The organism is Janthinobacterium sp. UMAB-56, assembly GCF_900095265.1.
Taxonomy (GTDB): Bacteria; Pseudomonadota; Gammaproteobacteria; order Burkholderiales; family Burkholderiaceae_D; genus Janthinobacterium.
The window spans coordinates 46,423-70,621 of record NZ_LT607652.1 but is presented as its reverse complement, the minus strand read 5'-3'; the positions used below and the strand labels follow the sequence as shown (position 1 = coordinate 70,621).

General features: G+C 59.4%; 24 protein-coding genes and 1 tRNA gene. 9 read left to right on the top strand and 16 right to left on the bottom strand.

Annotation, left to right across the window (positions count from 1 at the left end):
• Positions 1 to 77: 77 nt before the first annotated feature.
• The gene (locus tag K0F85_RS03375) at positions 78 to 710 is read left to right on the top strand and encodes a response regulator transcription factor (protein WP_219114561.1); all 633 of its coding nucleotides are present in this window, start codon (positions 78 to 80) and stop codon (positions 708 to 710) included.
• Between the two features lie 15 nt (positions 711 to 725).
• Here K0F85_RS03375 and K0F85_RS03370 read toward each other — a convergent pair whose 3' ends face one another.
• On the bottom strand, positions 726 to 1,424 hold the full coding sequence (locus K0F85_RS03370) for a YoaK family protein (RefSeq protein ID WP_219114560.1): 699 nt from the start codon (positions 1,422 to 1,424) through the stop codon (positions 726 to 728).
• A gap of 248 nt (positions 1,425 to 1,672) precedes the next feature.
• Here K0F85_RS03370 and K0F85_RS03365 point away from each other — a divergent pair, with 248 nt between their 5' ends.
• Positions 1,673 to 3,544: an amidohydrolase gene (locus K0F85_RS03365; protein WP_219114559.1), complete on the top strand. Its 1,872-nt coding sequence runs from the start codon at positions 1,673 to 1,675 to the stop codon at positions 3,542 to 3,544.
• Between the two features lie 432 nt (positions 3,545 to 3,976).
• Here K0F85_RS03365 and K0F85_RS29100 read toward each other — a convergent pair whose 3' ends face one another.
• Entirely contained in the window at positions 3,977 to 5,734 is a 1,758-nt protein-coding gene (locus tag K0F85_RS29100; protein WP_219114558.1) for a methyl-accepting chemotaxis protein, read from the bottom strand.
• 296 nt (positions 5,735 to 6,030) lie between these two features.
• Complete coding sequence (locus K0F85_RS03355; RefSeq protein ID WP_257572496.1) at positions 6,031 to 6,537, bottom strand: DUF3429 domain-containing protein; 507 nt, start codon at positions 6,535 to 6,537, stop codon at positions 6,031 to 6,033.
• 153 nt (positions 6,538 to 6,690) lie between these two features.
• Between K0F85_RS03355 and K0F85_RS03350 the strand changes: the two genes are divergently transcribed.
• Positions 6,691 to 7,089 (top strand): thiol-disulfide oxidoreductase DCC family protein, encoded by a 399-nt coding sequence (locus tag K0F85_RS03350; protein ID WP_219114557.1) that lies wholly within the window; start codon positions 6,691 to 6,693, stop codon positions 7,087 to 7,089.
• Positions 7,090 to 7,371: 282 nt separating this feature from the next.
• Complete coding sequence (locus K0F85_RS03345) at positions 7,372 to 8,085, top strand: SDR family NAD(P)-dependent oxidoreductase (protein ID WP_257572495.1); 714 nt, start codon at positions 7,372 to 7,374, stop codon at positions 8,083 to 8,085.
• Between the two features lie 29 nt (positions 8,086 to 8,114).
• Here K0F85_RS03345 and K0F85_RS03340 read toward each other — a convergent pair whose 3' ends face one another.
• The 9 genes from K0F85_RS03340 to K0F85_RS03300 all read right to left on the bottom strand — a co-directional run bounded on the left by K0F85_RS03340 (position 8,115) and on the right by K0F85_RS03300 (position 15,991).
• Entirely contained in the window at positions 8,115 to 9,191 is a 1,077-nt protein-coding gene (locus K0F85_RS03340) for an NAD(P)/FAD-dependent oxidoreductase (protein ID WP_306982696.1), read from the bottom strand.
• Positions 9,192 to 9,266: 75 nt separating this feature from the next.
• The gene (locus K0F85_RS03335; RefSeq protein WP_219114556.1) at positions 9,267 to 10,250 is read right to left on the bottom strand and encodes a MerR family transcriptional regulator; all 984 of its coding nucleotides are present in this window, start codon (positions 10,248 to 10,250) and stop codon (positions 9,267 to 9,269) included.
• 234 nt (positions 10,251 to 10,484) lie between these two features.
• A complete protein-coding gene (locus K0F85_RS03330) occupies positions 10,485 to 10,910 on the bottom strand; it encodes a BLUF domain-containing protein (protein WP_219114555.1) in 426 nt (141 codons plus the stop codon).
• 22 nt (positions 10,911 to 10,932) lie between these two features.
• The gene (gene folE / locus K0F85_RS03325; RefSeq protein WP_219114554.1) at positions 10,933 to 11,640 is read right to left on the bottom strand and encodes a GTP cyclohydrolase I; all 708 of its coding nucleotides are present in this window, start codon (positions 11,638 to 11,640) and stop codon (positions 10,933 to 10,935) included.
• Positions 11,641 to 11,675: 35 nt separating this feature from the next.
• Positions 11,676 to 12,176: a TspO/MBR family protein gene (locus tag K0F85_RS03320; protein ID WP_219114553.1), complete on the bottom strand. Its 501-nt coding sequence runs from the start codon at positions 12,174 to 12,176 to the stop codon at positions 11,676 to 11,678.
• Positions 12,173 to 12,622, bottom strand: coding sequence for a nuclear transport factor 2 family protein (locus K0F85_RS03315; protein ID WP_219114976.1), 450 nt, complete (start codon positions 12,620 to 12,622; stop codon positions 12,173 to 12,175). The genes K0F85_RS03320 and K0F85_RS03315 overlap by 4 nt, the downstream gene beginning before the upstream one ends.
• A gap of 110 nt (positions 12,623 to 12,732) precedes the next feature.
• Positions 12,733 to 13,938 (bottom strand): cyclopropane-fatty-acyl-phospholipid synthase family protein, encoded by a 1,206-nt coding sequence (locus tag K0F85_RS03310; RefSeq protein WP_219114552.1) that lies wholly within the window; start codon positions 13,936 to 13,938, stop codon positions 12,733 to 12,735.
• Complete coding sequence (locus tag K0F85_RS03305) at positions 13,935 to 14,711, bottom strand: DUF1365 domain-containing protein (RefSeq protein WP_219114551.1); 777 nt, start codon at positions 14,709 to 14,711, stop codon at positions 13,935 to 13,937. Before K0F85_RS03305 ends, K0F85_RS03310 begins: the two co-directional genes overlap by 4 nt.
• Entirely contained in the window at positions 14,708 to 15,991 is a 1,284-nt protein-coding gene (locus K0F85_RS03300; RefSeq protein WP_219114550.1) for an NAD(P)/FAD-dependent oxidoreductase, read from the bottom strand. The genes K0F85_RS03305 and K0F85_RS03300 overlap by 4 nt, the downstream gene beginning before the upstream one ends.
• 95 nt (positions 15,992 to 16,086) lie before the next feature.
• Here K0F85_RS03300 and K0F85_RS03295 point away from each other — a divergent pair, with 95 nt between their 5' ends.
• The 5 genes from K0F85_RS03295 to K0F85_RS03275 all read left to right on the top strand — a co-directional run bounded on the left by K0F85_RS03295 (position 16,087) and on the right by K0F85_RS03275 (position 21,553).
• Positions 16,087 to 16,692, top strand: coding sequence for a TetR/AcrR family transcriptional regulator (locus tag K0F85_RS03295; protein ID WP_219114549.1), 606 nt, complete (start codon positions 16,087 to 16,089; stop codon positions 16,690 to 16,692).
• Positions 16,689 to 17,948, top strand: a complete 1,260-nt coding sequence (locus K0F85_RS03290) for an AMP-binding protein (RefSeq protein WP_219114548.1) — start codon at positions 16,689 to 16,691, stop codon at positions 17,946 to 17,948. The genes K0F85_RS03295 and K0F85_RS03290 overlap by 4 nt, the downstream gene beginning before the upstream one ends.
• Positions 17,949 to 18,067: 119 nt before the next feature.
• Complete coding sequence (locus K0F85_RS03285) at positions 18,068 to 18,457, top strand: phosphonate transporter (RefSeq protein ID WP_219114547.1); 390 nt, start codon at positions 18,068 to 18,070, stop codon at positions 18,455 to 18,457.
• Entirely contained in the window at positions 18,454 to 19,815 is a 1,362-nt protein-coding gene (locus tag K0F85_RS03280; RefSeq protein ID WP_219114546.1) for a sensor domain-containing diguanylate cyclase, read from the top strand. Before K0F85_RS03285 ends, K0F85_RS03280 begins: the two co-directional genes overlap by 4 nt.
• Positions 19,805 to 21,553, top strand: coding sequence for a bifunctional diguanylate cyclase/phosphodiesterase (locus K0F85_RS03275; protein ID WP_219114545.1), 1,749 nt, complete (start codon positions 19,805 to 19,807; stop codon positions 21,551 to 21,553). Before K0F85_RS03280 ends, K0F85_RS03275 begins: the two co-directional genes overlap by 11 nt.
• A gap of 143 nt (positions 21,554 to 21,696) precedes the next feature.
• Here the strand turns inward: K0F85_RS03275 and K0F85_RS03270 are convergent, their stop codons facing one another.
• From K0F85_RS03270 to K0F85_RS03255, 4 genes are all read right to left on the bottom strand, one after another.
• On the bottom strand, positions 21,697 to 22,143 hold the full coding sequence (locus K0F85_RS03270) for a BLUF domain-containing protein (protein ID WP_257572494.1): 447 nt from the start codon (positions 22,141 to 22,143) through the stop codon (positions 21,697 to 21,699).
• A gap of 471 nt (positions 22,144 to 22,614) precedes the next feature.
• Complete coding sequence (locus K0F85_RS03265; protein WP_219114544.1) at positions 22,615 to 22,827, bottom strand: hypothetical protein; 213 nt, start codon at positions 22,825 to 22,827, stop codon at positions 22,615 to 22,617.
• A gap of 170 nt (positions 22,828 to 22,997) precedes the next feature.
• Positions 22,998 to 23,073 (bottom strand) — tRNA-Thr (locus tag K0F85_RS03260).
• Between the two features lie 115 nt (positions 23,074 to 23,188).
• The gene (locus K0F85_RS03255) at positions 23,189 to 24,190 is read right to left on the bottom strand and encodes a class 1 fructose-bisphosphatase (protein ID WP_219114543.1); all 1,002 of its coding nucleotides are present in this window, start codon (positions 24,188 to 24,190) and stop codon (positions 23,189 to 23,191) included.
• Positions 24,191 to 24,199: the final 9 nt, after the last annotated feature.

Sequence of the window (24,199 nt, the reverse complement as noted above, 5' to 3'; positions counted from 1 at the left end):
GCGCTGCGGTAAAATACCTTTTAGCCACCCTGTTCCGACAACTCTTGATCGACAACTCCTCTTTGCCAGGCGACATCATGCGCAGCGATACGGCGCCGATACGCGTCCTGATCGTCGACGACCATCAATTGCTGCTCGACGGCATCGCGGCCCTGCTGCGCGCCTTTCCCGACGTGGTGCTGGTAGGCCAGGCCACCGATGGCCAGCAGGCGGTGCAGCAATTTGAGGCACTGCAGCCCGATGTCACGCTGATGGATTTGCAGATGCCACTCATGAGCGGCCTTGACGCCATCGGTGCCATCCGTGCGCGCCATCCGCAGGCGCGCCTCATCGTGCTGACCACCTACAAGGGCGACACGCAGGTGCTGCGCGCCATACGCGCGGGCGCCTGTGGCTATGTGCTGAAAAGCGCGCTGCGCCACGAATTGCTGGCGGCGATACAGAACGTGCACGCGGGGCGGCGCCATATCACGCCCGAAATCGAGGCGGAGCTGGCGCTATATGCCTGCAGCGACATGCTGTCGAACCGCGAACTGGACGTACTCAAGCTGGTCGCGCAAGGCAATTCCAACCGCGAAACGGGCGCCCTGTTGCAGATCAAGGAAGAAACCGTCAAGGCGCACATGAGCGCCGTCCTGGCCAAGCTGGGCGCCAGGGACCGCACCCACGCCGTCACCATCGCGCTACGGCGCGGCATCCTCGACGCCTGAACGGCGCCAGCGCGCTCAGGCCACAGGCATGGCCGGCGGCCCGCTACGCTGTTGCACCACGATCAATCCTCCCAGCAGCATCAAGGGCACGGCCAGTGCCACAAAACCCACGATCAGATAGGCAAAGGCGGCGGCGATGGCGCCCAGGGCAAAGGCCAACAAGGGCCAGAAGAACTTCATGCAGCGCGCACTGGTGGCGCCATCGGCCGCGCCGCGCAGCACATCGATGGTGTCGATGACGATCTGCGTCACGTTACCCGTCATCATGGAAGTCGGCGCCAGGTGCGACAGCAACAACCGGCTGGTAGCGCTGTGCACGCCCATGGCGGCCGTACCCAGCAAGCCAGCCACCATGGCCATGGAACTGACATCCTTACCTATCGGCTCGGCCAGGCAGCCAAAGACCATGAAGCCGGCCAGCAAGGCCCACTGCGTCAGCATCGCCAGTGTCAGCGCGGGGCCGCCGCGGCGCTCCACGGCCAGCACCATCAGGCGCGTAAGGGCAACGCCGGCGATGAAGGCGGGAAAAGCGAGAAACTTCAACAGGATGGATGCCCGCGTGGCGTCCGCCAGGGCGGCGCCAATCAGCACGAAGTTGCCCGTGACATGGGCCGTAAACAGGCCAAACAGGGCGATAAAACCCAGGGTATCGACATAGCCCGCTAAAAATCCCAGGCTGATGCCGAACAAGCGGCTGTGTGGTGGCTGATCCATCGATTGACTCCTGATACTGTGCAATGCACTAAAACAACAAACAAAAACGCGCCGGGGAAGCGCCCCGACGCCACTGCCTGCATGGTAAGCCATGCAGGCAGTGGCCGCCCCCGTCCTTCGGCCAGTGCGCCCCGCTCCACCTGATCTTTTGGCCCGTGCTCAAACGCGGAACCTCCGCTACACTGGCCGACGTGACTTTCGCGCCGCGCCTGCCGGCCCTCCCCGCACAGCAACCATGGAGCTGCACCATGCCAGAACATACTCTCCCCACCGCCGCCCCCTTGATCCTGCTCAATGGCCGCTTCCACACCGTCGATAAAAGCTGCCCGCAAGCGAGCGCTGTGGCCATCGCCGACGGCAAATTTCTCGCTGTCGGCGATGCCGATGACGTCATGCGCCACCGCGCACCCGACAGCCGCGTGATCGACCTGAATGGCCGCACCGTGATTCCCGGCCTGAACGACTCGCACCTGCACCTGATCCGCGGCGGCTTGAACTACAACCTGGAATTGCGCTGGGAAGGCGTGCCTTCGCTGGCCGACGCCCTGCGCATGCTCAAGGAACAGGCCCTGCGCACGCCGAATCCGCAGTGGGTACGTGTCGTCGGAGGCTGGAACGAATTCCAGTTCGCGGAAAAACGCATGCCGACCCTCGATGAAATCAACGCCGCCGCGCCGGACACCCCGGTCTTCATCCTGCACCTGTATGACCGCGCCCTGCTCAACCGCGCCGCCCTGCGCGTGGTCGGCTACGATAAAAATACGCCGAACCCGCCGGGTGGCGAAATCGTGCGCGACGCTTCCGGCAATCCGACCGGCATGCTGATCGCGCGTCCGAACGCCATGATTTTATATGCGACCCTGGCCAAGGGTCCGACCCTGCCGCGCGAATTGCAAGTCAATTCCACGCGCCAGTTCATGCGCGAACTGAATCGCCTCGGCCTGACCAGCGCCATCGACGCAGGCGGCGGCTTCCAGAACTATCCGGAAGACTACGCGGTGGTCGAGGAACTGGCGCAAAAAGAGCAGTTGACCATCCGTATCGCCTACAACCTGTTCACGCAAAACAAGGGCCGCGAACTGGAGGACTTTGAAAACTGGACGCAGATGGTGACACCGGGCCAGGGTGACGATTACTACCGCCACAACGGCGCCGGCGAAATGCTGGTCTTTTCCGCCGCCGACTTCGAGGACTTCCTCGAGCCGCGCCCGGACCTGGCGCCCGGCATGGACGACGAGCTGGAAAAGGTGGTGCGCCACCTGGTATCAAAACGCTGGCCCTTCCGCCTGCACGCCACCTATGACGAGTCCATCGACCGCATGCTGACGGTGTTTGAAAAGGTCAACCTCGATATCCCGTTCGACGGCCTGCACTGGATGTTCGACCACTGCGAAACCATCACGCCGAAAAACATCGACCGGGTCAAGGCGCTGGGCGGCGGCATCGCCATCCAGCACCGCATGGCCTTCCAGGGCGAGTACTTTGTCGACCGCTACGGCGCGGAAGCGGCCAAGGCCACGCCGCCGATCGCCCGCATGCTGCAAACGGGCGTGCCGGTGGGTGGCGGCACCGACGCCACCAGGGTCGCCAGCTACAACCCGTGGACGGCGCTGTACTGGCTGGTATCTGGCCGCACAGTCGGCGGCTTGCGCCTGTACGACGCGGGCAGCCGTTTGTCGCGCGACACGGCGCTGGAACTGTGGACGGCGGGCAGCGCCTGGTTCTCCAGCGAGCAAGGCAAGAAGGGGCGCATCCAGGAAGGCATGCTGGCCGACCTGGCCGTGCTGAGCGCGGACTTTTTCAGCATCGATGAAGAGGCCATCAAGTCGATCGAATCGGTGCTCACCATTGTCGGCGGCAAGATCGTCTACGGCCAGGCGGAATTCACGCCGCTGGCGCCGCCTCCTATCCCCGTACTGCCGGACTGGTCGCCCGTGAAAAACGTGGCCGGCCATTACCGCGCCGCGCCGCCGCAAAAGTCCAGCGTCATGCAGCACCAGTGCCAGGGCGCCTGCGGCGTGCACGCCCACTCCCACGACGTGGCGCGCAAGAGTTCCGTGCCCGTTTCCAGCCACTCCGGCTTCTGGGGCGCACTGGGGTGCAGCTGCTTTGCGTTTTGAACTGCGCCTGTAGCGGCCATCGCAACTTGTTTTTTTCGTCTGGCACGCTGGCGGCGCGCAAGCTTTCGTGGACTGCGCTATGCACAGACCGGCTTGCTTATACTCGCGCTCAAGGAACAATTCAGGCTTCTTTTTCTGCCATTGCTTGAGTGCGTGCAACGCTGTCATATGATTTAACGTGTGCTGCGGAATGCTGTTGTTGCAGATTTTCAGTTAGCCGCACAGGGTTGATTCGAGTGCGGTTGCAGATGCGGATCTGGTTCGACTGACGACCTCGCGGATGCATCCGCTGGCATATCCTCCATGGCGGTTTCAGCATGAACCTTGCTGGCGAAGGCCTTGCGGCCAGCGGCGATCAGCTTGTTGAGCGTTATCGCAGTGATACCCTCAGCCCAGACTTTTCACGCTGGATGAGTAAGCATACGATGGAGTTCAGAAAATTTCCCAGTCCTCAGCACAGCTGGCGGGCGCATGCTGCTTTGAGCGCACAACCTCTGCTGGCACGGCGTTGGCGCGTACAGGCATCAATGTCGGCGAACTCAAGCGGCGAGCTGCCGGCTTGACGGCGGCCCGCGAGAGAGGCGTCTGGATGGCGACATGCCTGCTAATGCGGCCACCTTGGGGGTCGGCGGTGAGCTGGAAGACGCCGACAACTTCGGCTAGCATCTGCGCTTCTTTCTGCAGCGATGCGGCAGCGCTGCTGGCTTGTTCGACCATGGCGGCGTTCTGCTGGGTCGCTTCGTCCATCTCGCCTACGGCTTGGTTGACCGATTCGATGCCGGTGCTTTGTTCCTGGCTGGCCAGGCTGATCTCTGCCATGATGTCGGTTACGCGTTTTACGCTACTCACAATCTCTTCCATCGTTGTGCCGGCATCGTCAACCAGGCGCGCGCCGATGTCAACCCGCTGCACCGAACTGCCGATCAAGGCCTTGATTTCGCTGGCGGCCGAAGCCGAACGCTGAGCCAGGTTACGCACCTCGGTTGCCACGACAGCAAAGCCGCGGCCCTGCTCGCCGGCGCGAGCCGCTTCCACGGCGGCATTGAGCGCCAGGATATTGGTCTGAAATGCAATCGAGTCGATCACGCCGATGATGTCGACAATTTTCTTTGACGATTCGTTGATTGCTGCCATAGTCTCGACCACTTGCGCCACCACGGCACCCCCACGTACCGCAACTTCGGATGCGGACTCGGCCAGTACATTGGCCTGCCGCGCATTGTCGGCATTCTGACGCACGGTGCTAGTTAATTCCTCCAGAGACGACGCGGTCTCTTCAAGCGTTCCGGCCTGGCGTTCGGTGCGTGATGAGAGATCAAAGTTTCCGGCTGCTATCTCGGTCGAAGCGTTGAAAATCGTTTCGGTACCGGTCCGCACCTGCGCAACGATATCGACCAGGTTGTCGCGCATTTTTTTCATGGCGAACAGCAGGCTGCTGTGGTCGCCTTTCGCTGTATGAATCTGGACGGATAGGTCGCCAGCAGCGATGCGGGTGACGATACTGACAGCGTAATCCGGTTGTCCGCCGAGCTGCCGCAGCAGCCCGCGTCCAATATACCAGGCACTGCTTACGCCAGCGGCAATGGCAACCGAACACAGCACCAGCATCCAGGTGAAAAAGCTGCTGCTCAGCGCGCGGGCACCGGCGGTAGCATCCTGGCTCATCTTTTCTTCCAGGTCGATCAGTTTATTCACCGACGCCAACCAGTCTACGAAGGCCGGGCCGACCTGTTGCGCCAGCAGGCTGGAAGCCTGCGCAAATTGTTCAGCACTACGCAACTCAATCACCTGGGCGATCAACGGTTGCACGCGACGCTCGGTGTCCTTGATACTGGTCAAGGCCGCTTTTTCCTCAGCAGTCACCGCACCGGTAAATAAGGCGTCGAGGGGGGCAGCCGATTGCTGGTATTTTTCATCAAGCGCTTTGATTTTGCTCACCTGCGCCTGCACGGCGGCGGCATCAGTGGCCAACACCACGTCGCGCACGGCAATCGCACGGTCGTGGACACTGCCGCGAAAGTTGATCGCGTGGCGCTGTTTAACGTTATTGACATCGTTGACCCGGCTGAGCGTCTGGTCGATACTGCCGACTCGATTCATGGCTAGGCCGGTGAGTAAGATGGTCAGCGCGAAAGTGATGCCGAAACCTATAGCCAGACGGGTACCGACGGTTTGAGTGGAATTGTTCATTCAAGTCTTTATGTGGTTTGCAGGACAGAGCGATAAGGACGCCATTGTCCGATCAATGATGATTCTTTGCGGCAACATCTATAGCGAGCAGATAAGAGGGGCGAATTAACAATTAGCACCATTTAATTTCTTGCAATGGAGACGCAGCGCGGAAAGACAGGGTTTTTCTAAAAAGTGTAAATGTAGTCAGGACGGTAAGCGCTTAGTTCATTGCTCAGCGCTGCCTGTATAGCGTTTCTTGTTTTCAAGGATAAAGGATGGGCCGCCAACGCTCTGATGGCTCAGCGCGCCTTGCCTCATACATGGCTGGCGAAACTGGTGGCGAGCAGGCTCGCAGCAGCGACCACAGACAATTGCAACCTCAGCGGCAAATACCACAAGGGCAACCCGGCGTGCCTGAATAGTCGCCAGTCCTGGAAGTAATGGACGCCAAAGCCGGTGGCTAGCAAGGCACTGCCCGCAAGCGGGTCAAGCGCCAAGGCCAACCAGGCCAGCAAGGCGGGAATCACACTCCAGGCAAAGCAAACGGTGCGCTTACGATCACTGACGAATTGCACGCTCATGGCGAAACCCCAATGCAGAGCGCCTACAAAACTGAGGATCACAGCGCCGTATTGCAGCGATAATTGCTGCCAGACACCGCTACGCTGCGTATCGAGCCAGCTCGCCGCCAATAAGGCAAGGAACGGTATCAGGCCAGCGTAAGCGAGGCAGGCAACGATGCGCGGTGTGCGGCCCCGGCTCATTTGACGCGCCCACTCCAGTTCGTCGGCCACAGCCGCATTCAATGCTAGCTTGTTCATGCAACCCTCTTTGTTTGTCAATGTTGTGCGGCGTTGATCGACGCACTCGCAAGCACGGTGAGATTGTAGCTATAATGAACCGCATAGTCCAATATATATAGGTTCAATGTAGGTTCATCACAACAAATACTCACTACCTAAAGAGGTCAAGCCATGCCCAAACCTGCCGAAAACGGCATTACGACAACTGTTTTTTTTGATGGCTCCTGTCCTTTGTGCCGTTGGGAAATCAGCCTGTATCAAGGTGCTGTGCCGACGACTCCCATCGAATGGGTCGATGTCAGCGATTCCAAGCCAAGCGCAATGGAGGGTTGCAGTTGCCAGGAGTTGATGGCGAGATTTCATGTGCAAACGAAGGACGGCACCATGCTGAGCGGCGCAGCGGCGTTCGTTGCACTATGGCTGCTATACCCGGCCTGGCGCTGGTTGGGGAAATTGGGCTCATTGCCCGGCATGCAAACGCTGCTGGAGTTGCTGTATCGTGGCTTCTTGCGCCTGCGTCCCAGCCTCCAGTGGCTAGTCAGACAATGCGGCACTGCCAAGCGGCAGTAGTGCAAGCATGGTCGGGCATGACACAACTCTGGCGCAACAGGCAGCAGCACGGCAAAAGCCAATCCTTGCAGTTCAACAATTCGATACAATGAACCGAAAATGAACCGACCTATGCACAAGGAAGAGCAAAATACGCTGGACACACACAACACCGGTCGATAAGCTGAAACCCGATATCATCTGGCACACAGTTTGCGCCGGGCGAGTACAGACAGCGGCGTCGGCATCGAAAAGTCGGGCAACGCTACTTGAGGAAACAGATAGGTACACCCCCAACCTTGAATGGAGCAGCATGCCATGATGTCCAGTCTTCCTGAGCAGTTTCACGCGCTAGTGCTTGGCGCGTCGGGCGCGATCGGCGCCGCATTCGTCGACCTGTTGGGCGCCATGCCACGCTGCGCATCTGTGCGCGGCCTGCATCGCCATTCGACACCACGCCTCGACTTTGCCGACGAAAACAGCATTGCCGAGGCAGCACGAGAACTTGCCACCAAGCCGCCCTATCACCTGATCATCAACGCCGCAGGCATGCTGCACGACGGCAATCTCATGCCGGAGAAACGCCTGGCTGACCTGAGTTATCTGCAGATGCAGGCAATTTTCCAGACCAACACCATGGGGCCGGCATTGCTCATGCGCCATTTCTTGCCGCTGCTCGATGGAGAACGCGCCATCATGGCCATGTTATCGGCGAAAGTGGGCAGCATAGGCGACAATCAGCTAGGCGGCTGGTACAGTTACCGCGCTTCGAAGGCCGCACTCAACATGCTGGTCAAGACGGCAGCCATTGAACTGGCGCGTACGCAAAAGCACAGCGTGCTGGTCGCGCTGCATCCGGGCACTGTCAACTCGCGATTGTCGCGGCCATTTCGCGGTGAGCTTATCGGACGTCCGGCGCATGACGCCGCCAGCGACATGCTGAGCGCTCTAAACACCCTGAAGCCGTCTGACAGCGGCACATTCATCGCATACGACGGCACGCGCCTCCCCTGGTAGTACGCAGCGCGCCGGCACGCGCGCCACGCTTAAGCGGCGCCGGCAATGATGCGTTGTGCCAGTGCATGACCGCTAAGCCAGGCAGCCTCCACTGTGCCACCGTTCAGCCAATCGCCGCACATCCCCAGACCCTGCCCTGCCTCCCACATGCAGACATCGTTACGCGCCTGCGGCGTACTGGCATAGCGCCAACGGTGTACGCTCCAGCGTTGCGGCACCTGCCCGCCCAAACTGATAAACGCTGCGAGCATCTGCGCGGCAATGCTATCGGCATCGAGCTCAATGTGCGCCTCGCTCCATTCAGTACTGGCGTGCAACAGCCAGCTTTCGCGACCGCTACGGCCAGGCTTGGCGCTGTCGCGTGCCACCCAGCGCAGCGGACCGGCGTTGAGGAAAGCCGCATTGAAGTCCAATGCCAACGGCTGCGCATACTCCAGCATCATTGCCCAGCAGCCTGCCATATTTGTCCCGGCCGCCAGCGCCGCCTGCAATGGCGCCACCTGGCCCAGCAGTGGCACCGCCTGCGGCGCCGGCACCGCAAGCACTACCATGTCATAGCGATGCGCAAGTGGCCCCTCATCCTGCACATGCAAGCGCCAAACGTTGTCTTCACGTTGCAACGCACTGATCGCCATCCCTGTGTGCAATGCCAGATCTGCGGCCAGCCACGCGCCGATAGATGACATGCTCGGAACGCCGACAAAGCGCTCCACGGGTGCACCGCTGCCGCATCCGTCGGCATCGAGGCCGCGCAGCCGCAGCTGCCAATGCGCAGCCACGCCGGCCCGCTCCCAGCGGCTCACCTCGGCGCGGAATTCAGGGTTGCGCGCAGTAAAATACTGTGCGCCATGGTCGCATTGCCAGTCGGCGCCGCGCCGTGTGCTCATGCGACCTCCCGCGCCGCGACTCTTGTCGAACAGACTGACCTGGAAGCCTGCCTGCGTCAAGGCCGTGGCACAGGCCAAACCGGCGATACCGGCGCCAATGATGGCAATATGAGAAGAGTTAGTCATGGGATTTTCTGTCCTCTTCGCAGCAACTTGCCAGGTTGCAAGCGCAGCACCCTTCCCGCGTTCATCGGCAGGCACCAGGCAAGCGAGCGCCATGGAATGTGCGGGAACACTGGGCTTTCGTGATGGTGTAATACGGCATAGTGCTCCCGATAAGTGATAATCTTCCGCTTACAGGCCGGCCGGCAAAGGCAGGGCTTCCGCCCGAGCAAGCCGCAACAGCGCTTCCTCCAGGACCATGCGGGCAGCGGCGGCGGCGTGCCCCAACTGCTCATGCAACAGCGCGTCGGCCACATTGCGCGACGCGCATTGCTCGCTGTAGCGCTCAAAGCTGTTGATCATCAACAGTATCTCCGTCAGATGGCGCGGGCATTCACAGTGGACCGTACTGCTGGCCGCCGCCAGCTCCGCCAACGCCCGGTCGTCGAAGCGGCGCGGGGCCGGCGCCGCCGGCCGCTGCCGCGCAAGCTGAGCTTGCGCCAAGGGCAACGCCGCCAGCGCCGCCTGGCACAGCAACACTATTTCTGCAACATCATTGGGTACGCGCGCAACCAGGCAGCCCTGAGCGCGCAACTGGCGTATGGTCGCGCTGGCGCCGAAACGGTACAACACCACCACCGCCATCCCCAGTTTTTGACGCAGCGCGCCAATCGCCGGCACCACGCGCTCATCGAGTTCCGATATTTCCATCAACAGCAGTTGCGCGCCGGTGCCGGGCCATGTCGCTGCCGCCTCGTCCAGATTCTGAAAGTGGGCGACGATATCGAGCGCCAGTAACTCTCGCCCGCCGACGGCCAGGCGTCGCGCCAGTGCCGTGCCCATCAGTGCCAGGCGCATAGGTTGCAAAGGCTGCAAAGGCACACCAGGCTCGGGTACCAACGCAAACTGGCCTAATTGTTCCAACTGCAGCTTCGCCAGCGCGCCAATTGGATGACCCTGGTCGACCAGTTGCTTCATCAGCCGCAGCCGACGAACCTGCTCCTCGGAATACAAACGCTGGCCATGCGCGCTACGGCCGGTGTCGGAGATGCCGTAACGACGCTCCCACACGCGCAACGTTTCAACCGGCAAGCCAGCAAGTCTGGCGGCGACCCCGCTGCGATATTGAACAGGCTGACTATTGTCGACCTGAGCAGGAAGTAAAGATTGCACCATAAATCGAACCGAGAATGAACCTATAATCCCTGATTATATCGTGCAATCGGCAGATAACAGACGAAAATCGCTGAAGACACCGCTACAAATCCAGTTCATCGCCACACCAACTCCCCATGAGCCGGGAACAGACTCGACTGTTTTTCGAGTTAAATGCAACAACATTGAACATGTACCCGCCGCAAGCGGCCGATGCCTCGACAGCTTCCGTGCAGATGTGATCGCGCGTCGCCCTTATGCCCGACCAAGGACCGCAGCGCCAGCCATCAACTCGTCGACCAGCGAGAGCGAACTGTCTCCGACAAGTGCGAACGGATCGAACTCGGGCAGCATCGAGTACCGCAGCAGCGTGCCCGGGTTAAGCTTGTCGAGGTTGGTCTGTCCCATCGTCCAGCCAGCGTAGCGACGCTCGCTCATTTCTTCATAGTGCAGCAGTGTTACTCCTGTGTGCCGTGCATCGGCGAGAATGCGGGCATACAGGATATTGACCTGTTCGCGTCCGCCTTCGATCAGCTGCAGGTAAAACCGTTCGCTGTGGCATAGGACGCCGGTTATGCCGCTGGGCGGATTGTGGCGGCGAGACTGCTGAAGGATGGCGCCGATGGTAGCGACATCGATAGTGCCCGCAGCGCGGCTGGCATAGAGTAAACGGACGAGCATAGGAACTCCTTTGGACGGTGTATCAGCGTTTGATCAATGAGAGGAACTCCCGCCGTAGCGCGGGGTCTTTGAGGAAAGAACCGTGCATGACGCTATTGATCATACGCGCGTCATTGTCTTTAACGCCACGCCACTGCATGCAGAAGTGATCGGCCTCCATGATCACGGCCAAACCGTCCGGCTTGACCTTTTCCTGCAGCAGTTCGGCCAGCTGGACCACGGCTTCTTCCTGGATCTGCGGGCGGCTCATGATCCATCCCGCCAGCCGCGCATACTTCGACAGGCCAATCAGGTTGGAGTGCTGGTTGGGCATCACACCTATCCATACTTTGCCCATGACCGGGCACAAGTGGTGCGAACAGGCGCTGCGCACGGTGATCGGACCGATGATCATCAGCTCGTTCAGGTTGGCGGCGTTGGGAAATTCTGTCACGGGCGGTGGGGGGATGTAACGCCCGCCGAACACTTCCAGCAAATACATCTTGGCCACGCGGCGCGCTGTGTCCTGCGAGTTGTGGTCGTTGGCGGTGTCGATCACCAGACTCTCCAGCACGCCCTGCATGCGCAGGCTGACCTCGTCCAGCAGTTCATCCATTTCGCCGCTTTCGATGTAGTCGGCGATATTGTCGTTGGCGTGGAAACGGACACCGCTTGCCATCAAGCGGGCGCGTATGCGTGCGGAGGCAGGCGTGCCGGCGACCCGGTAGTCAAGCTGCTTTTCATTCGTCATGGGAATTCCTTGTTGTTGATAGTGCGTTGTAGCGTTTAGCCGAGCAGGGACGGGTTGCGCTGCCAGATACTGAAGCACAGCCCCCCGGCGAAGCTGACCCATGCCAGATAGGGCCATAGCAGCATGGCGGCGAGGCGTTCGTGGCGGCCGAACAGTACGATGGTCGCCGCGATCATCAGCCATAACACAACGATGCACGCAAACGCCGCCGCGCCCAGATGCCAGGCAAAGAATAGCCAGCTCCACAGTGCGTTGACCGCCAGCTGTGCCAGATAAAGCAGCAGCGCCGGGTAGACGCGGCTTGCAGCGGTACGACCGACGCGCCAGGCGGCGATGGCCATCATCAGATACAGCAAGCTCCACACGGGACCGAACAGCCAGGCCGGCGGCGCCCAGCCGGGGCGGTCCAGCTGTGCATAAAACACGGCCGCGTGAACGGAGGCGAATGCGCCCAGCGCTGCAAAAGCGGCGGTCAGCGCGATCCAGCCGGCCAACTGAAGAAATGCGCCCGGCTTGATGGATTGGGCCGCGTTCATGCCTTCCTCCCCTTTGTTGCTGCATCGGGCAACGGCACGCGGAAGCGGCCGCGCAGCCATCGGATCGGGGCGCCGATCAGTGGCAGCTTTTCCAGCAGCTCTTCGGCGGCATCCCAGTAGTCGCGGTGCATCACGACCAGGCCGTCCACATTGAAACGCAAATGGCTGCCGCCGGAGATTTGATACGGCACGCCGCGCAAGTGGAACACGAATAGCCAGGTGACGAAGGCCTGGTCGCCCTGCACCACGCGCTCGCCGATGATGAAGCGCGGCTGCTCGGTGTGGTCAAACATATGGCGGAAAATCGCCTCTATCGCTGCAACGCCGTAAACATTGTTGAACGGATCGCGAAACTGCGCGTCCGCCGCGTAGAATTCGCCCGCCCGTCCAACGGTGTCCGGGGTCAGCGAGGCATACCATGTCAGGAGTGGTTCAGTATCGTTCATTTTGCCAGCAAAAAATAAGTGATCAGCGATGGGCCGATTCAGGGTGCGCATGCGCGTCTCCTGAACATCGGCGTGGCCGGGCCTAGGCGCCACAGCGACGTCATGGCCGACTAGGCCTTCTGGAGCAGGAATTGAACAACATCGGTTCGCCCTTCGTCAAAGGCAGCCTCGCAATAGGCAAAGTACATATGCCATATCCGCATGAAGTGTTCATCGAAGCCCAGGCCCGCGATCTGCGGATGGTGCAGGCGGCAACGAGCATCCCAGCGGCGCAGCGTTTCGGCGTAGTCGCGGCCGAAGGCGTGGCGTTCGACTGGGCGCAGGCCGCTGCGGGCCGCCTGGCGTTCGAATCGTTCGACACTGGGCAGCATTCCGCCGGGGAAAATGTACTGCTGGATGAAATCGGTGCTGCTGCGGTAACGCGCAAAATACTGTTCACCGATGGTGATCGACTGTACCAGCGCCTGTGCACCGGGCTTCAACCGCGCAGCGACGGTATGGAAATACTGCTGCCAGTACTGCTCACCCACGGCCTCGAACATTTCAATCGACACCACGGCGTCGTACTCGCCACGCAGGTCGCGGTAATCGCACAGCTCCAGCTGCACGCGGTCGGCCAGCCCCAGCTCCTGCACGCGGCGCTGCGCCACCTCCAACTGCGACGGCGAAATCGTCACGCCATGCACGTGGATCCCTTGCTGTGCCGCATGTTCAGCAAAGCCGCCCCAGCCGCAGCCGATTTCCAGCACACACTGACCGGGCCGTAGTTGTAGCGTGTCGATGATACGCTGGTACTTGCGCCGCTGGGCGTCCTGCAGCGTCAGCTCGTAGTCGCCGTCGAACAGCGCGCTGGAATACGTCCAGCTGGGATCGAGCCAGAACTGGTAGAAGTTGTTGCCAATATCGTAATGCGCGTGGATATTGCGCTGGCTGCCCTTGCGCGTGTTGGGGCGCAGCCAGTGCCGCAGCCGGTACCAGCAGCGCGCCAGCGCGCCGCCGAACACCAACTGGTCCAGCGACGCTTCGTTGCGCAGCGCCAGGCGCAACAGCGCGGTCAGGTCGGGCGTGCTGGCCCAGCCAGCCGCGTAGGCCTCGGCAAAGCCGATGTCACCCGCGCGCAGGATACGCTGGCAGGCGCGCCAGTCGTGCAGCTTGAGCGTCGCGCCGGAAGACGCATGGGCGTCGCCGAACACCATGCGCGTATCGCAGGGGGTGATCAGTTCCAGGTGCCCGTGACGGATATTGTTCAGTAGCCTGAGGAATAGCCGGGCGCCAGCGGGGGCGGACAGCGTGGCGGTGGACAAGGTGCGATTCATCGGACAGTCTCCTGGTGCACGGTGGTTTGATGGGCGGGGGCAGGCGGCTTGCTGAAAAACGGCACGTGTTTCAGCCAGAGCCTGAACGCCTGCCAGTGAATGCGGAACACGATGCCCAGCCCCAGAAGCGGATAGCTCAGCAGGGCAAAAGCCAATGCGCTGTCGGTCATCGGCACGGGGCGGCCGCTAAGCGCGGTGCGCAGTAGCACGCCGTCGCCGTCGTGATAATCAAGCCCGGTGCAGTGGCTGGCACCGTCCAGGCGGAAGCGGAAGCGGTAGTGTCCCCGCACCTCGCAGAACGGCGACACGTGCATCTGCTTGACAGCAGTGGCCGTGGACGAGCCACCCTCCGTGTGGGCGATGCGCATCAGGTAGCGGTGGCTTTCGCCGAAGGTGTTGTTAACCTCGGCCAGCACGACGCGCAGCTGGCCAGCCGCGTCGTGGCAATGCCAGAAGCTGACGGGATTAAATACATAGCCAGCAACGCGGGGAAAGGTTTGCAGCCAGATTTCGCCATCCGCATCGATGTGGTGGTCGCGCAGCAGAGCGCGTATCCATTGTTCCAGACTGGAGCCATCGCGCGGGCCATAGTCGCGCCGCCGTATCGACAGCGGCCGCAAGCGGTCCACGCCGAACCAGCGAGAATGACATTCGTCCAGCCGGGCCAGGTTCAAGCGCACATAAAATAGCGGATAGACGAAGCGGTGCGGCACCGGACGCAGGCGCGTATGCGTCACCTGGCCGTGCAACAGTTGGGCGGCCGGCTGCTTCATGACAGCACACTCCATACTGGCGCCGTGTCAAATGCTGCGGAGATGCGCAGTGCCGATTTCAGGCCGTCTTCGTGGAAGCCATAGCCGGTCCAGGCGCCGGCGAACCAGGCACCGCCCTTGCCCTGGATCTGCGCCAGCTGCTGCTGCGCGCGTACGGTGGCCAGGTCCATCACCGGGTGGGCGTAGTTGAACTTCGCCAGCAGTTTGCTGTCGGCCGGCAGAGTGTGCGGGTTGAGCGTTACGATCACCGGTGCATCGAATGGCAATGCCTGCAACTGGTTCAGCCAGTAGCTCACGCACACTGGACGCTGCCCGTCCGACTGTGCGCCCGCCAGGTAGTTCCAGGCCGACCAGACCTTGCGCCGCCTTGGCATAAGATTCGCGTCTGTGTGCAGGTAGGCCGTGTTGGGCTGGTAGCGCACGCCGCCAAGGATGGCGCGCTCTGTCTGGCTGGCGTCGTGCAGCATGGCCAGCGTGGTCGGCGCGTGGGTGGCGAACACGACGGCATCGAACTCGTCGGCGACCGCGCTGCTGCTCCACACCTGAACGCCGCCCGCGCTGCGCCGCACAGAATACACCGGCGTGTTCAGACGAACGTCAGGCAGCGTGGCGGCGATCTTGTTGACATAGTGGCAGGCTCCGCCTGCGACCGTGCGCCACTGTGGACGGTCGTTGACCTGCAACAGACCGTGGTTGAGACAGAAACGCAAAAAGGTCGCCGCAGGAAATTGCAAGATATCGCTTGGCGAACTGGACCAGATTGCCGCCGCCATCGGCAGCAGGTAGGCGTCGCGGAAGCGCGCGCCATAGCTCTCCTGCTGCAGAAGTTGTCCCAGCGTCAGCGGGGTCTGGTTCGACAACTGCAGAAAACGCTCCGCGTTGCGGTTGAAATGCAGGATGTCCCACAGCATGAGCAGGAAGGTAGGTGAACCGACGTTGACGCGCTGCGCGAACACGGTATCTAGGCTTGCGCCTGCCCATTCCAGCGCGCCGCCGTCCATGGACACGCCGAACGACATGTCGCTGGCGATACTATCTACACCGAGCTCGTCGAAAAGCGCCACAAGGTTGGGATAGGTCCGCTCGTTATAGACCAAAAAGCCCGTATCGACACCATGGCAGCGCCCTTCCAGCGTCACGTCCACGGTGTTGGTGTGGCCGCCGAGATAGCCGGCGGACTCGAATAGCACGACGTCGTGCTTGCGGTTGAGAAAATAGGCGCTGGCCAGGCCTGAAATGCCGGAGCCGATGATGGCGATACGTTTGCGTGGCGGGCTCATGTCGTTTTGTTGATTATTCTGACCATTTTTTACTGACGTGCTAATATTACTACCTCCAAATAATAAAAGCTACTGATTAGTATCGAAAATTACCAATGAGTATCCTTCCAAGACTAAGCTTTAAAAATCAAGCATTTAAGCTGCGCGAGAACGCTATCCTTGATGCCGCAACGGCGGTACTGAGCCAAAAAGGCTATGACTTGATGACCATGGATGACGTCGCCGGTACCGTTGGCATCTCCAAGCCCAGCCTTTACAAGCACTTTAAATCAAAGGAAGAGCTAGTCGGTGAAGCGCTGATACGGCTGCTTGACGGCGCGCTCGATTATGTCGCCGCGCTGGACACTGCGCTTACTCCCCTGCAGAAATTGTCGTCCCTGCTGGAGTGGGCGTTGCGTGTGCGCCTGAACGGCGGACTGCCGTTCCTGCCATCGACCAGCCCGCACGTGCGCGACATGTTGATCCGCAATGTGAAGTACATGCTGCGAGTAATGAAACTGAACCGGCAGCTCGAGGCCTTGGTGAAGCTGGCACAGCAGCAGGGGCAGTTGAACCGAGAACTGCCCACCGACGTTATATTATTCAGCTATTACGCTCGAACCTGTGACCCTGCGGTCGAGTATTTGCAGAAATACACCAAGATGGCGCCTGACGATATAGTCCGCCACATGCTCAGAGTAGCGCTTGAAGGCTTAAAGTGAAACAGACTCAAGCAGCATACCGGCACTGCGCCAACTGGTGGCATGACGGGGAGTTGCTGCGCCGTTTTGTGTCGGACTTCATGCACGCTGAATTGATCATGATGCGGCGCGGAAGCGCCGGTTTGCCGTCGTTGCCGTGGCCGGGAGGGCTGCAGCTGGAAGCTGACTTAGGTATCGACTCACTGGAGCGCTACGCCCTTGCGACGGCAATCTCCGCTTGTTTACATCTGCACGAGAGTGGCGCCGACCAAGCGTTGCTGGGGTGCACGACGCTGGAGCAGTGGATCGCCTGCGCCAGTAACGGCCTGGACCATTACAGCGCCGAGCTGAGCTTTAAAACCTCCGGCAGCAGCGGCGTGCCCAAGTGCTGCCCCCACAAACTCGACATGCTATGGCAAGAGGCATGCTTTTTCGCAGCACAACTGCCGCATGCGCGGCGCGTCATCTATACCGTTCCTGCGCATCACATTTATGGCTTCCTGTTCAGCGTGCTACTCCCACTGGCATGCGGCCCGGTGCGCGCCTCGCTGATCGATGCGAGAAATATGCTTCCGATGGAGTTGATCGCGCAGGCCACGGAGGGGGACGTGATCATCGGCTACCCGGAACTTTGGTCCGCCGTTGCCCGACACGCGCCCAGTTGGCCTGGTGGTGTTGCGGGCGTGACGTCAACCGCGCCATGCCCGCGCGACGTGGCACTGCAACTGACCGCGTCCGGCTTGTATATGGCAGAAGTATACGGTAGCAGCGAAACCGCAGGTGTGGGCTGGCGCACCGATGCGCGCCGGCCCTATGTCTTGCTGCCGCACTGGCGGCGCTCTGCGTCCACCGACACTTTGCTGCGTCAGGCACCCGACGGCACCGAACTGCGCTGCGACTGCCAGGATCAGATCGACTGGCAGGGCGAGAATAGTTTCGTCCCCGTGGGCCGGCGCGACCAGGCAGTGCAGGTTGGTGGCAGGAATGTTTATCCGGCGCAGGTGGCAGAGATGCTCAAGCGCCATCCTGGCGTAAGCGAGGCCCACGTGCGGCTGATGCGTGCGGACGAAGGGCACCGGCTGAAGGCGTTCGTGGTGGCCGAGCACTTCGGCGGGGCCGAGCGCCTGCCGGACCAGTTGGCGTCCTGGGTCAGGGAGCGCTTGCCGCCTGCGGCGCGCCCGGTGTCGTTCACGGTCGGTGCCGCTCTGCCAGTGAACCTGCAGGGCAAGCTTACCGACTGGATCATCAGCGATGGTCCAGGGGCAGATGGAGCGTAATATGGATGGACAAGCCACGCTTGTATGGACGCGCTGCTGGGTGAGGTTTGGAGACACCATACAGCTTGATGAACACGATAACAGAGATCCTCTTGCGATCCGTACAGGAGTTGGCAACAATGAACATGCATGAAGAATTACAGTTTGACCAGCCTGGCATCACCATGCTGCTGGAAACGATGGATGAAGTTGCGCTGAATGCGCTCGGCTTCGGTGTCATCGGCTTCGGAAAGGACGGTCGGGTTCAGCGCTATAACACCTTTGAATCGAAGGCGGCCGGACTCAGCGTGGAGCGCGTGCTGCTGCAGGACCTGTTCATGGTGATCGCGCCGTGCATGAACAATTTCCTCGTCGCGCAACGGTTCGTGGACGCGCACGAAAGCGGGCAAGCCCTGGACGACACGATCAACTATGTGCTGACACTGCGCATGCGTCCCACAAGGGTCAAGCTGCGTTTGCTGTCGGATCCAGCGGCCGATCTATCCTACGTCCTGGTGCACCGCTTATGAGCAGCCTCATCCATTCTGAGGAGTCTCAGGAATACGAAGCATTGCTTCAGTTTCTGTACATGGCGCCGGTAGGCCTGGTTCAAATCTCGTCGGACGGTACCATCATCATGCTCAATCCGCTTTCGGCCCAACTGCTGATGCCGCTGAGCCGAGACGGCGAGCTGACCAATCTGTTCGATGCTCTCGCGCCGGTTGCACCCGACCTGCAACTGCAGTGCAGTCAGTTTTGTGCAAACTATGGCCAAATCTGCGACGCAACCCGGCTTTACCTGCACGCGGATGGCGCGGCTAGCGGCCCGCAGGTGCTATCGTTGAGTATGCTGAAGCTGGATGCGGAGCGGCTGATGGCGGTACTGAACGATATCACCCTGCAGGACAGGCGCGAACGACAGCTGCGCACGACGGATGCTTGGCTTAACGCGATCATGACTAATATTGCCGACTACGCGTTGGTTAGCTTAGACAAGCGAGGTCGCATCGAGTCCTGGAATGAAAGCATTGGACGGGTCACCGGCCATACACCGAGCATCAAGGGGCAGCCATATGCAATTTTTTACCCCTCCGAGGCGACCACCCCAGAACAGCAACTGGACCGTTTGCGGGAGGCAGACGAGAACGGCTGGGCCTTGGATGAGGGAGCGCGGCTACGCGCCGACGGCCGAGAATTCTGGGGTAGCGCAATGATCTCGCCACTGCCCATCCGTATCGATGAGAGCTCTCAGCCCATTCAGATGAACGATGAAGAAGCTGCCTATTGCATGATCATTCGGGACATTTCAGATAAGCGTGATGCCAGCGAGAATCTTCGCAAGGCGGCTTATTGCGACCACCTCACCGGCCTGTCAAACCGCCGCGCTTTTTTCGACGCTGCAGATCTGGAGATACTGCGCCGCAAAAACGCATTGCGGCCTGTGTCGTTGATCATGCTCGATGCCGACCATTTCAAGGCGATCAACGACCAATACGGTCACCCGGCAGGCGATGCAGTGCTGTGCCATCTGGCTGCCACGATGAAGAGCGTATGTCGACAGGTTGACGTACTGGCGCGCATCGGAGGCGAAGAATTTGCGGTGATTTTGCCCTCTGTGGATCTGACCGATGCAATGGCGGTGGCGGAGCGTCTAAGGGCACAAGTACAACTCATTCCCGCCATATATGAACAGCATGTCATCGCATACACTATTAGCATAGGCGTTGCGGCAATGGACGACAGCCTGACGGGATTCGACGGACTGATGAAGCGCGCCGACCAAGCCCTGTATGCAGCGAAACGCCGAGGTCGAAACCAAGTCGCATTCTTGGACAGTGATGCAGCTGATTTTCCTACGAAACATATAGGAGTAGGCCATGAGCGGTGAAAGTGACAGTGCCTATGAGGCTTTAATACAGTTTTTGTACCGTGCTCCTGTTGCGCTCATACAGCTGCAAGTAGACGGCAGCATAGAGATGCTCAACCCTATGGCCTCACAATTGTTAATGCCGCTTTCTCAGGATGGGGATCTTGTCAATTTTTTTCAGGTACTACAGCCGTATGCACCGGATCTGCAGCGCCTGTGCACTAACTTCAAACCTGAGCAAGGACTGATCTGCGAGGGTATGAGGGTCGCGGTAAATGAGAATCAACGACATCATCCTGACAGTCCCGCAGTATTGTCACTAGGCCTACTTAAAGTTGATGGCAATCGCTTAATGGCAATATTACTGGACGCTACTCATGAGGTAGTACGAGAGCAACGCCTACTGGCTAGTCGTCTCGCGAGTGCAGCAAAGCTGGATGCGTTGACACAGTTGCCTAATCGCGCGGGCGCACTCGAATTGTTACATACGATGACACAGCGCACACGTGCCCCCAGCGGCGATGATTGCGCTGTGCTGTTCATCAACTTTGATCGTTTTAAGCAGATCAATGACACCCTGGGCAATGAGGTCGGAGATCAGGTCATTGTTCTTGTGGCGGAACGCCTGCGCACGACAGTAAGATCGAGTAGCCGGCCACCTGTAAAGCGTACTTCGGCTGAGCTGACAACAAGAGTGGGAGGCGACGAGTTCGCAGTGATATTGGATGGACTTGCTGATCGTAGCGTTGCATCACGTATTGCTGCGCGATTGCTTGACCGCCTGAGCGAACCATACCGTATAGGGAATCATGAGCTCACGTGTACGTTCAGCGCAGGTGTAAGGATACTAGACTCTGAAGCGTATGAAGCTGATGATCTGCTTCGCGACGCTGCGATTGCCATGGCCGTCGCCAAGGCCGGAGGAGGGAATCGTTTTGAGGTATTTAGACCGCAGATGCGCGAGGATGCGTTGTTGCGCGGAGGCATGGAAACAGATCTCCGATATGCAATAGAGCGAGGAGAATTATATAATTTATATCAGCCTGTGGTAGGGCTCTTGGCTGGCGGGAAGTTTGATCCGGTTGCAGGCGTCGAAGCCTTGGTAAGGTGGCAACATCCGGTACGAGGGGTAGTCGGTCCCGTGGAGTTCATCGGCATCGCCGAGGACTGTGGCCTGATCGGAGCAATCGGTGAAAAAGTGTTGGAAATGGCATGCCGCGATTTTGTGCGCTGGGAGCAGCGATTGGGAACGCGAGCACCCCGGCTACTTGCAGTAAATTTATCACGTGCGCAGCTCAGCCAAGAAGATTTGTGCTGCAAGGTTAATGCCATTCTCGCAGCCAGCGGAATGGAGCCAGATAAATTGCAGTTGGAGATTACCGAAAGTTTGGCGGCTCAGGGAAAAGACATCCAAGAACAGTTACTCCGTCTGAAAGAGCTTGGGGTCAAGCTCGCCCTGGATGATTTTGGAACCGGTTATTCCTCCTTATCGAGCCTGCACCTATTGCCCGTCGATACCGTCAAGATTGACCGTTCATTTGTTACCTTAGCCGGTACCAGCCGCCATCATGAAGTTTTAATAGAAGCAACTGTGAAAGTTGCGCGTAGCTTAGGCATGAATACAGTCGCGGAGGGAATAGAGACTGCACAGCAAGCAGCGGTGGTTTACGCGCAGGGATGCGACAAGGGCCAGGGGTATCTATATAGCCGACCTCTCACCGGAGAGGCAATTGAGGAATGGTTAAGTAAAATGGCTTAGCGTAAGAAGTACTGCATATAGGCCACCTGCCAGATGTTCGCTTGCGCCTGAGGTGCTGCTAATCAAAGCTGAGATGCTGAGTATCCAGCTTACTCCTGGGCATTGACCAACGGCCGCCACAAGCAGGGTTTTCTGGTCAAACCCTACTTCGCGTCTCTCAGCCTCTTTGCAAACTCGCGCATCGTATCCGTGAACGTATTTACATCGATGGCCTCTAGACGGCGAGCGCGCAATTTGGATATATATTGAAATTGCAATGGATCGCTCTCGATACCCCCCATCGACCATTTCTCAAAAATCCGATTAGTCGCTGGCGAAATATACAGAATCTGTGCGCCGCTGTGTCTGGGATCATCCAGAATCTTCACATACTTCCGTAGCACCTCCTGTTCCGGCCCTTCTAAAACTTGCATGAACAGTCCGCCACCGTGGATTAGAATACCAGTGATACAGTTGGCCGAATTATTTCGACGCGAGGAAAGCAGGATGTCCTGCACTTGCTTATCTGATATTAAGGGGACGGCACTGCTGAGATATAGAAGTCGAATCATTGAGCTACCTCCGGCGGTCGGCAAAGTGTTGGGCTGCATGGAGGGCCCTCAAGCAATTTACCGACGAATTGCCGGCATGTTTGCCCAGGGACGCCCTGCCATTCGCAACTTGGCCGACGTCCTCTTGAATGGCCTCCCTCCACTAAGTCCTCTCGCCGGCGCAGACGCTAACGCGGCAAAAATGCCGACGACCAGTTTGCCGGCGGCACATGTCACTTATACGGTAGATTATGTGGCAATCTCCGGTAGCGATTGTAGATCGTTAAAAATTGACACTTAAGCGCTTATTTAACTCAAGACTCGCAAACGCTTCTTCAGACTCATAATGTAACAGAAATTCGGCGCAATTTTCTCTTGGCAAACATGGCCCTCAACTTTTACTGCGCGGCTAGGTCATGCCGCCCAATGACGCCAACTGGAACTGCACGCGAACCATCTCGTGTCTATGCCGCGCCTCGATGAGGGCTTCTTTAATCGCTTTGGCCGCCTCTCGCCAGTGATTGACGGGACTTAGCTATCCAGGATGCTGCACCACTGAAAATTCACGTCTGCCCACTTCAGTGCAGCGAGCTCTTCAAATCTGGCACCGGTAAGCAGCAGAACTTGCAGATAGACGGCAATGAGCAGATTTCCCCTCTTGCACACCGCGCCGTACCATAGCTGCAGCATGTCGCGTTGAAGAATGTCATGGCGCGGCTTCTCTTTACCCGAGCTTTCGCGCACTCGCGCGCTCCTTGTCGAATTGGTAGTAACCATCTCTTCTGCGCAGCGTATGCGATTGAATCCCCCTCCCCGCAAAGCCTACATCGGCCCTGCTGAAAGCGAGCTACAAGCTGAAACGACAAAGGGCTACAAGCCGAAGCGTGTAACCCTTTGATTTTACTGCGAATACTTGGTGCCGTTGGCCGGAATCGAACTGGCGACCTTCACATTACGAATGTGCTGCTCTACCAACTGAGCTACAACGGCGAAGACCCACATTCTACAAACAATGCACAAAATTTGCTAGTGTCAACGCGAACTTTTTTGCATTTTTTTAGCGGCCCGGCTGCAGGCCGCTGAAAATCATGCAAAAGTGCGCCGTTTACTCCGCGTGGTAGGACGTGACGCGGGCTACTTCGTCTTTCGAGCCGAGGAAGACGGGCACGCGCTGGTGCAGTTTGTGCGGGGCGATGTCCATGATGCGCTGCTGGCCGTCGGTGGCCGCGCCACCGGCCTGTTCAACGATGAAGGCCATCGGGTTCGCTTCGTACATCAGGCGCAGCTTGCCCGGCATCGAGGTGTCGCGCAGGTCGGCCGGGTACATGAAGATGCCGCCGCGGTTCAGGATGCGGTGCACGTCGGCCACCATCGAGGCGATCCAGCGCATGTTGAAGTTGCTGCCGCGCGGACCCGTGTCGCCGGCCAGCAATTCGTCGACATAGCGCTTCACGGGCGGATGCCAGTGGCGCGCGTTCGACATATTGATGGCGAATTCCTTGGTCGTCGGCGGAATCTGCATATTGCTTTGCGTGAGGACCCACGAACCCATTTCGCGGTCCAGGGTGAAGCAGTTCACGCCATTGCCGAAGGTCAGCACCAGCATGGTTTGCGGGCCGTACACGGCGTAGCCGGCCGCCACTTGCTTGCTGCCCGCCTGCATGAAGTCCTGCTCGGTCGGCTGCCCCATGCCTTCCGGCGCTTTCAGCACGGAGAAAATGGTGCCGATGGAAACGTTGACGTCGATGTTAGACGAGCCATCCAGCGGGTCGAACAGCAGCATGTATTCGCCCTTCGGATAGCGGTTCGGGATCGGGTGGATCGACTCCATCTCTTCCGACGCCATGGCCGCCAGGTGGCCGCCCCATTCGTTCGCTTCGAGCAGGATCTCATTGGAGATGATGTCGAGTTTTTTCTGTACTTCGCCCTGCACGTTTTCCGTGTCGGCCGTGCCCAGCACTTCACCGAGTGCGCCCTTGCCGACGGCGTGGCTGATGGTTTTACAGGCGCGCGCAACGACTTCGATCAGCAGGCGCAGTTCGGCCGGAATGCTGTTGTTCGAGCGCTGCTCTTCAACCAGGTATTGCGTAAGACTGATGCGTTTCATGAATTCCCT

Bases quoted from the DNA above. Each gene is read 5' to 3' on its own strand.
- K0F85_RS03340 (WP_306982696.1), bottom strand. From the start codon at position 9,191: ATGGCGCTCGCTTGCCTGGTGCCTGCCGATGAACGCGGGAAGGGTGCT.
- K0F85_RS03255 (WP_219114543.1), bottom strand. From the start codon at position 24,190: ATGAAACGCATCAGTCTTACGCAATACCTGGTTGAAGAGCAGCGCTCG.
- K0F85_RS03305 (WP_219114551.1), bottom strand. From the start codon at position 14,711: ATGAAGCAGCCGGCCGCCCAACTGTTGCACGGCCAGGTGACGCATACG.
- K0F85_RS03295 (WP_219114549.1), top strand. From the start codon at position 16,087: ATGAGTATCCTTCCAAGACTAAGCTTTAAAAATCAAGCATTTAAGCTG.
- K0F85_RS03275 (WP_219114545.1), top strand. From the start codon at position 19,805: ATGAGCGGTGAAAGTGACAGTGCCTATGAGGCTTTAATACAGTTTTTG.
- K0F85_RS03285 (WP_219114547.1), top strand. From the start codon at position 18,068: ATGAACATGCATGAAGAATTACAGTTTGACCAGCCTGGCATCACCATG.
- K0F85_RS03345 (WP_257572495.1), top strand. From the start codon at position 7,372: ATGGAGCAGCATGCCATGATGTCCAGTCTTCCTGAGCAGTTTCACGCG.
- K0F85_RS03300 (WP_219114550.1), bottom strand. From the start codon at position 15,991: ATGAGCCCGCCACGCAAACGTATCGCCATCATCGGCTCCGGCATTTCA.
- K0F85_RS03350 (WP_219114557.1), top strand. From the start codon at position 6,691: ATGCCCAAACCTGCCGAAAACGGCATTACGACAACTGTTTTTTTTGAT.
- K0F85_RS03335 (WP_219114556.1), bottom strand. From the start codon at position 10,250: ATGGTGCAATCTTTACTTCCTGCTCAGGTCGACAATAGTCAGCCTGTT.
- K0F85_RS03310 (WP_219114552.1), bottom strand. From the start codon at position 13,938: ATGAATCGCACCTTGTCCACCGCCACGCTGTCCGCCCCCGCTGGCGCC.
- K0F85_RS03375 (WP_219114561.1), top strand. From the start codon at position 78: ATGCGCAGCGATACGGCGCCGATACGCGTCCTGATCGTCGACGACCAT.
- K0F85_RS03365 (WP_219114559.1), top strand. From the start codon at position 1,673: ATGCCAGAACATACTCTCCCCACCGCCGCCCCCTTGATCCTGCTCAAT.
- folE (WP_219114554.1), bottom strand. From the start codon at position 11,640: ATGACGAATGAAAAGCAGCTTGACTACCGGGTCGCCGGCACGCCTGCC.
- K0F85_RS03355 (WP_257572496.1), bottom strand. From the start codon at position 6,537: ATGAACAAGCTAGCATTGAATGCGGCTGTGGCCGACGAACTGGAGTGG.
- K0F85_RS03370 (WP_219114560.1), bottom strand. From the start codon at position 1,424: ATGGATCAGCCACCACACAGCCGCTTGTTCGGCATCAGCCTGGGATTT.
- K0F85_RS03320 (WP_219114553.1), bottom strand. From the start codon at position 12,176: ATGAACGCGGCCCAATCCATCAAGCCGGGCGCATTTCTTCAGTTGGCC.
- K0F85_RS03280 (WP_219114546.1), top strand. From the start codon at position 18,454: ATGAGCAGCCTCATCCATTCTGAGGAGTCTCAGGAATACGAAGCATTG.
- K0F85_RS03330 (WP_219114555.1), bottom strand. From the start codon at position 10,910: ATGCTCGTCCGTTTACTCTATGCCAGCCGCGCTGCGGGCACTATCGAT.
- K0F85_RS03315 (WP_219114976.1), bottom strand. From the start codon at position 12,622: ATGAACGATACTGAACCACTCCTGACATGGTATGCCTCGCTGACCCCG.
- K0F85_RS03270 (WP_257572494.1), bottom strand. From the start codon at position 22,143: ATGCAGCCCAACACTTTGCCGACCGCCGGAGGTAGCTCAATGATTCGA.
- K0F85_RS29100 (WP_219114558.1), bottom strand. From the start codon at position 5,734: ATGAACAATTCCACTCAAACCGTCGGTACCCGTCTGGCTATAGGTTTC.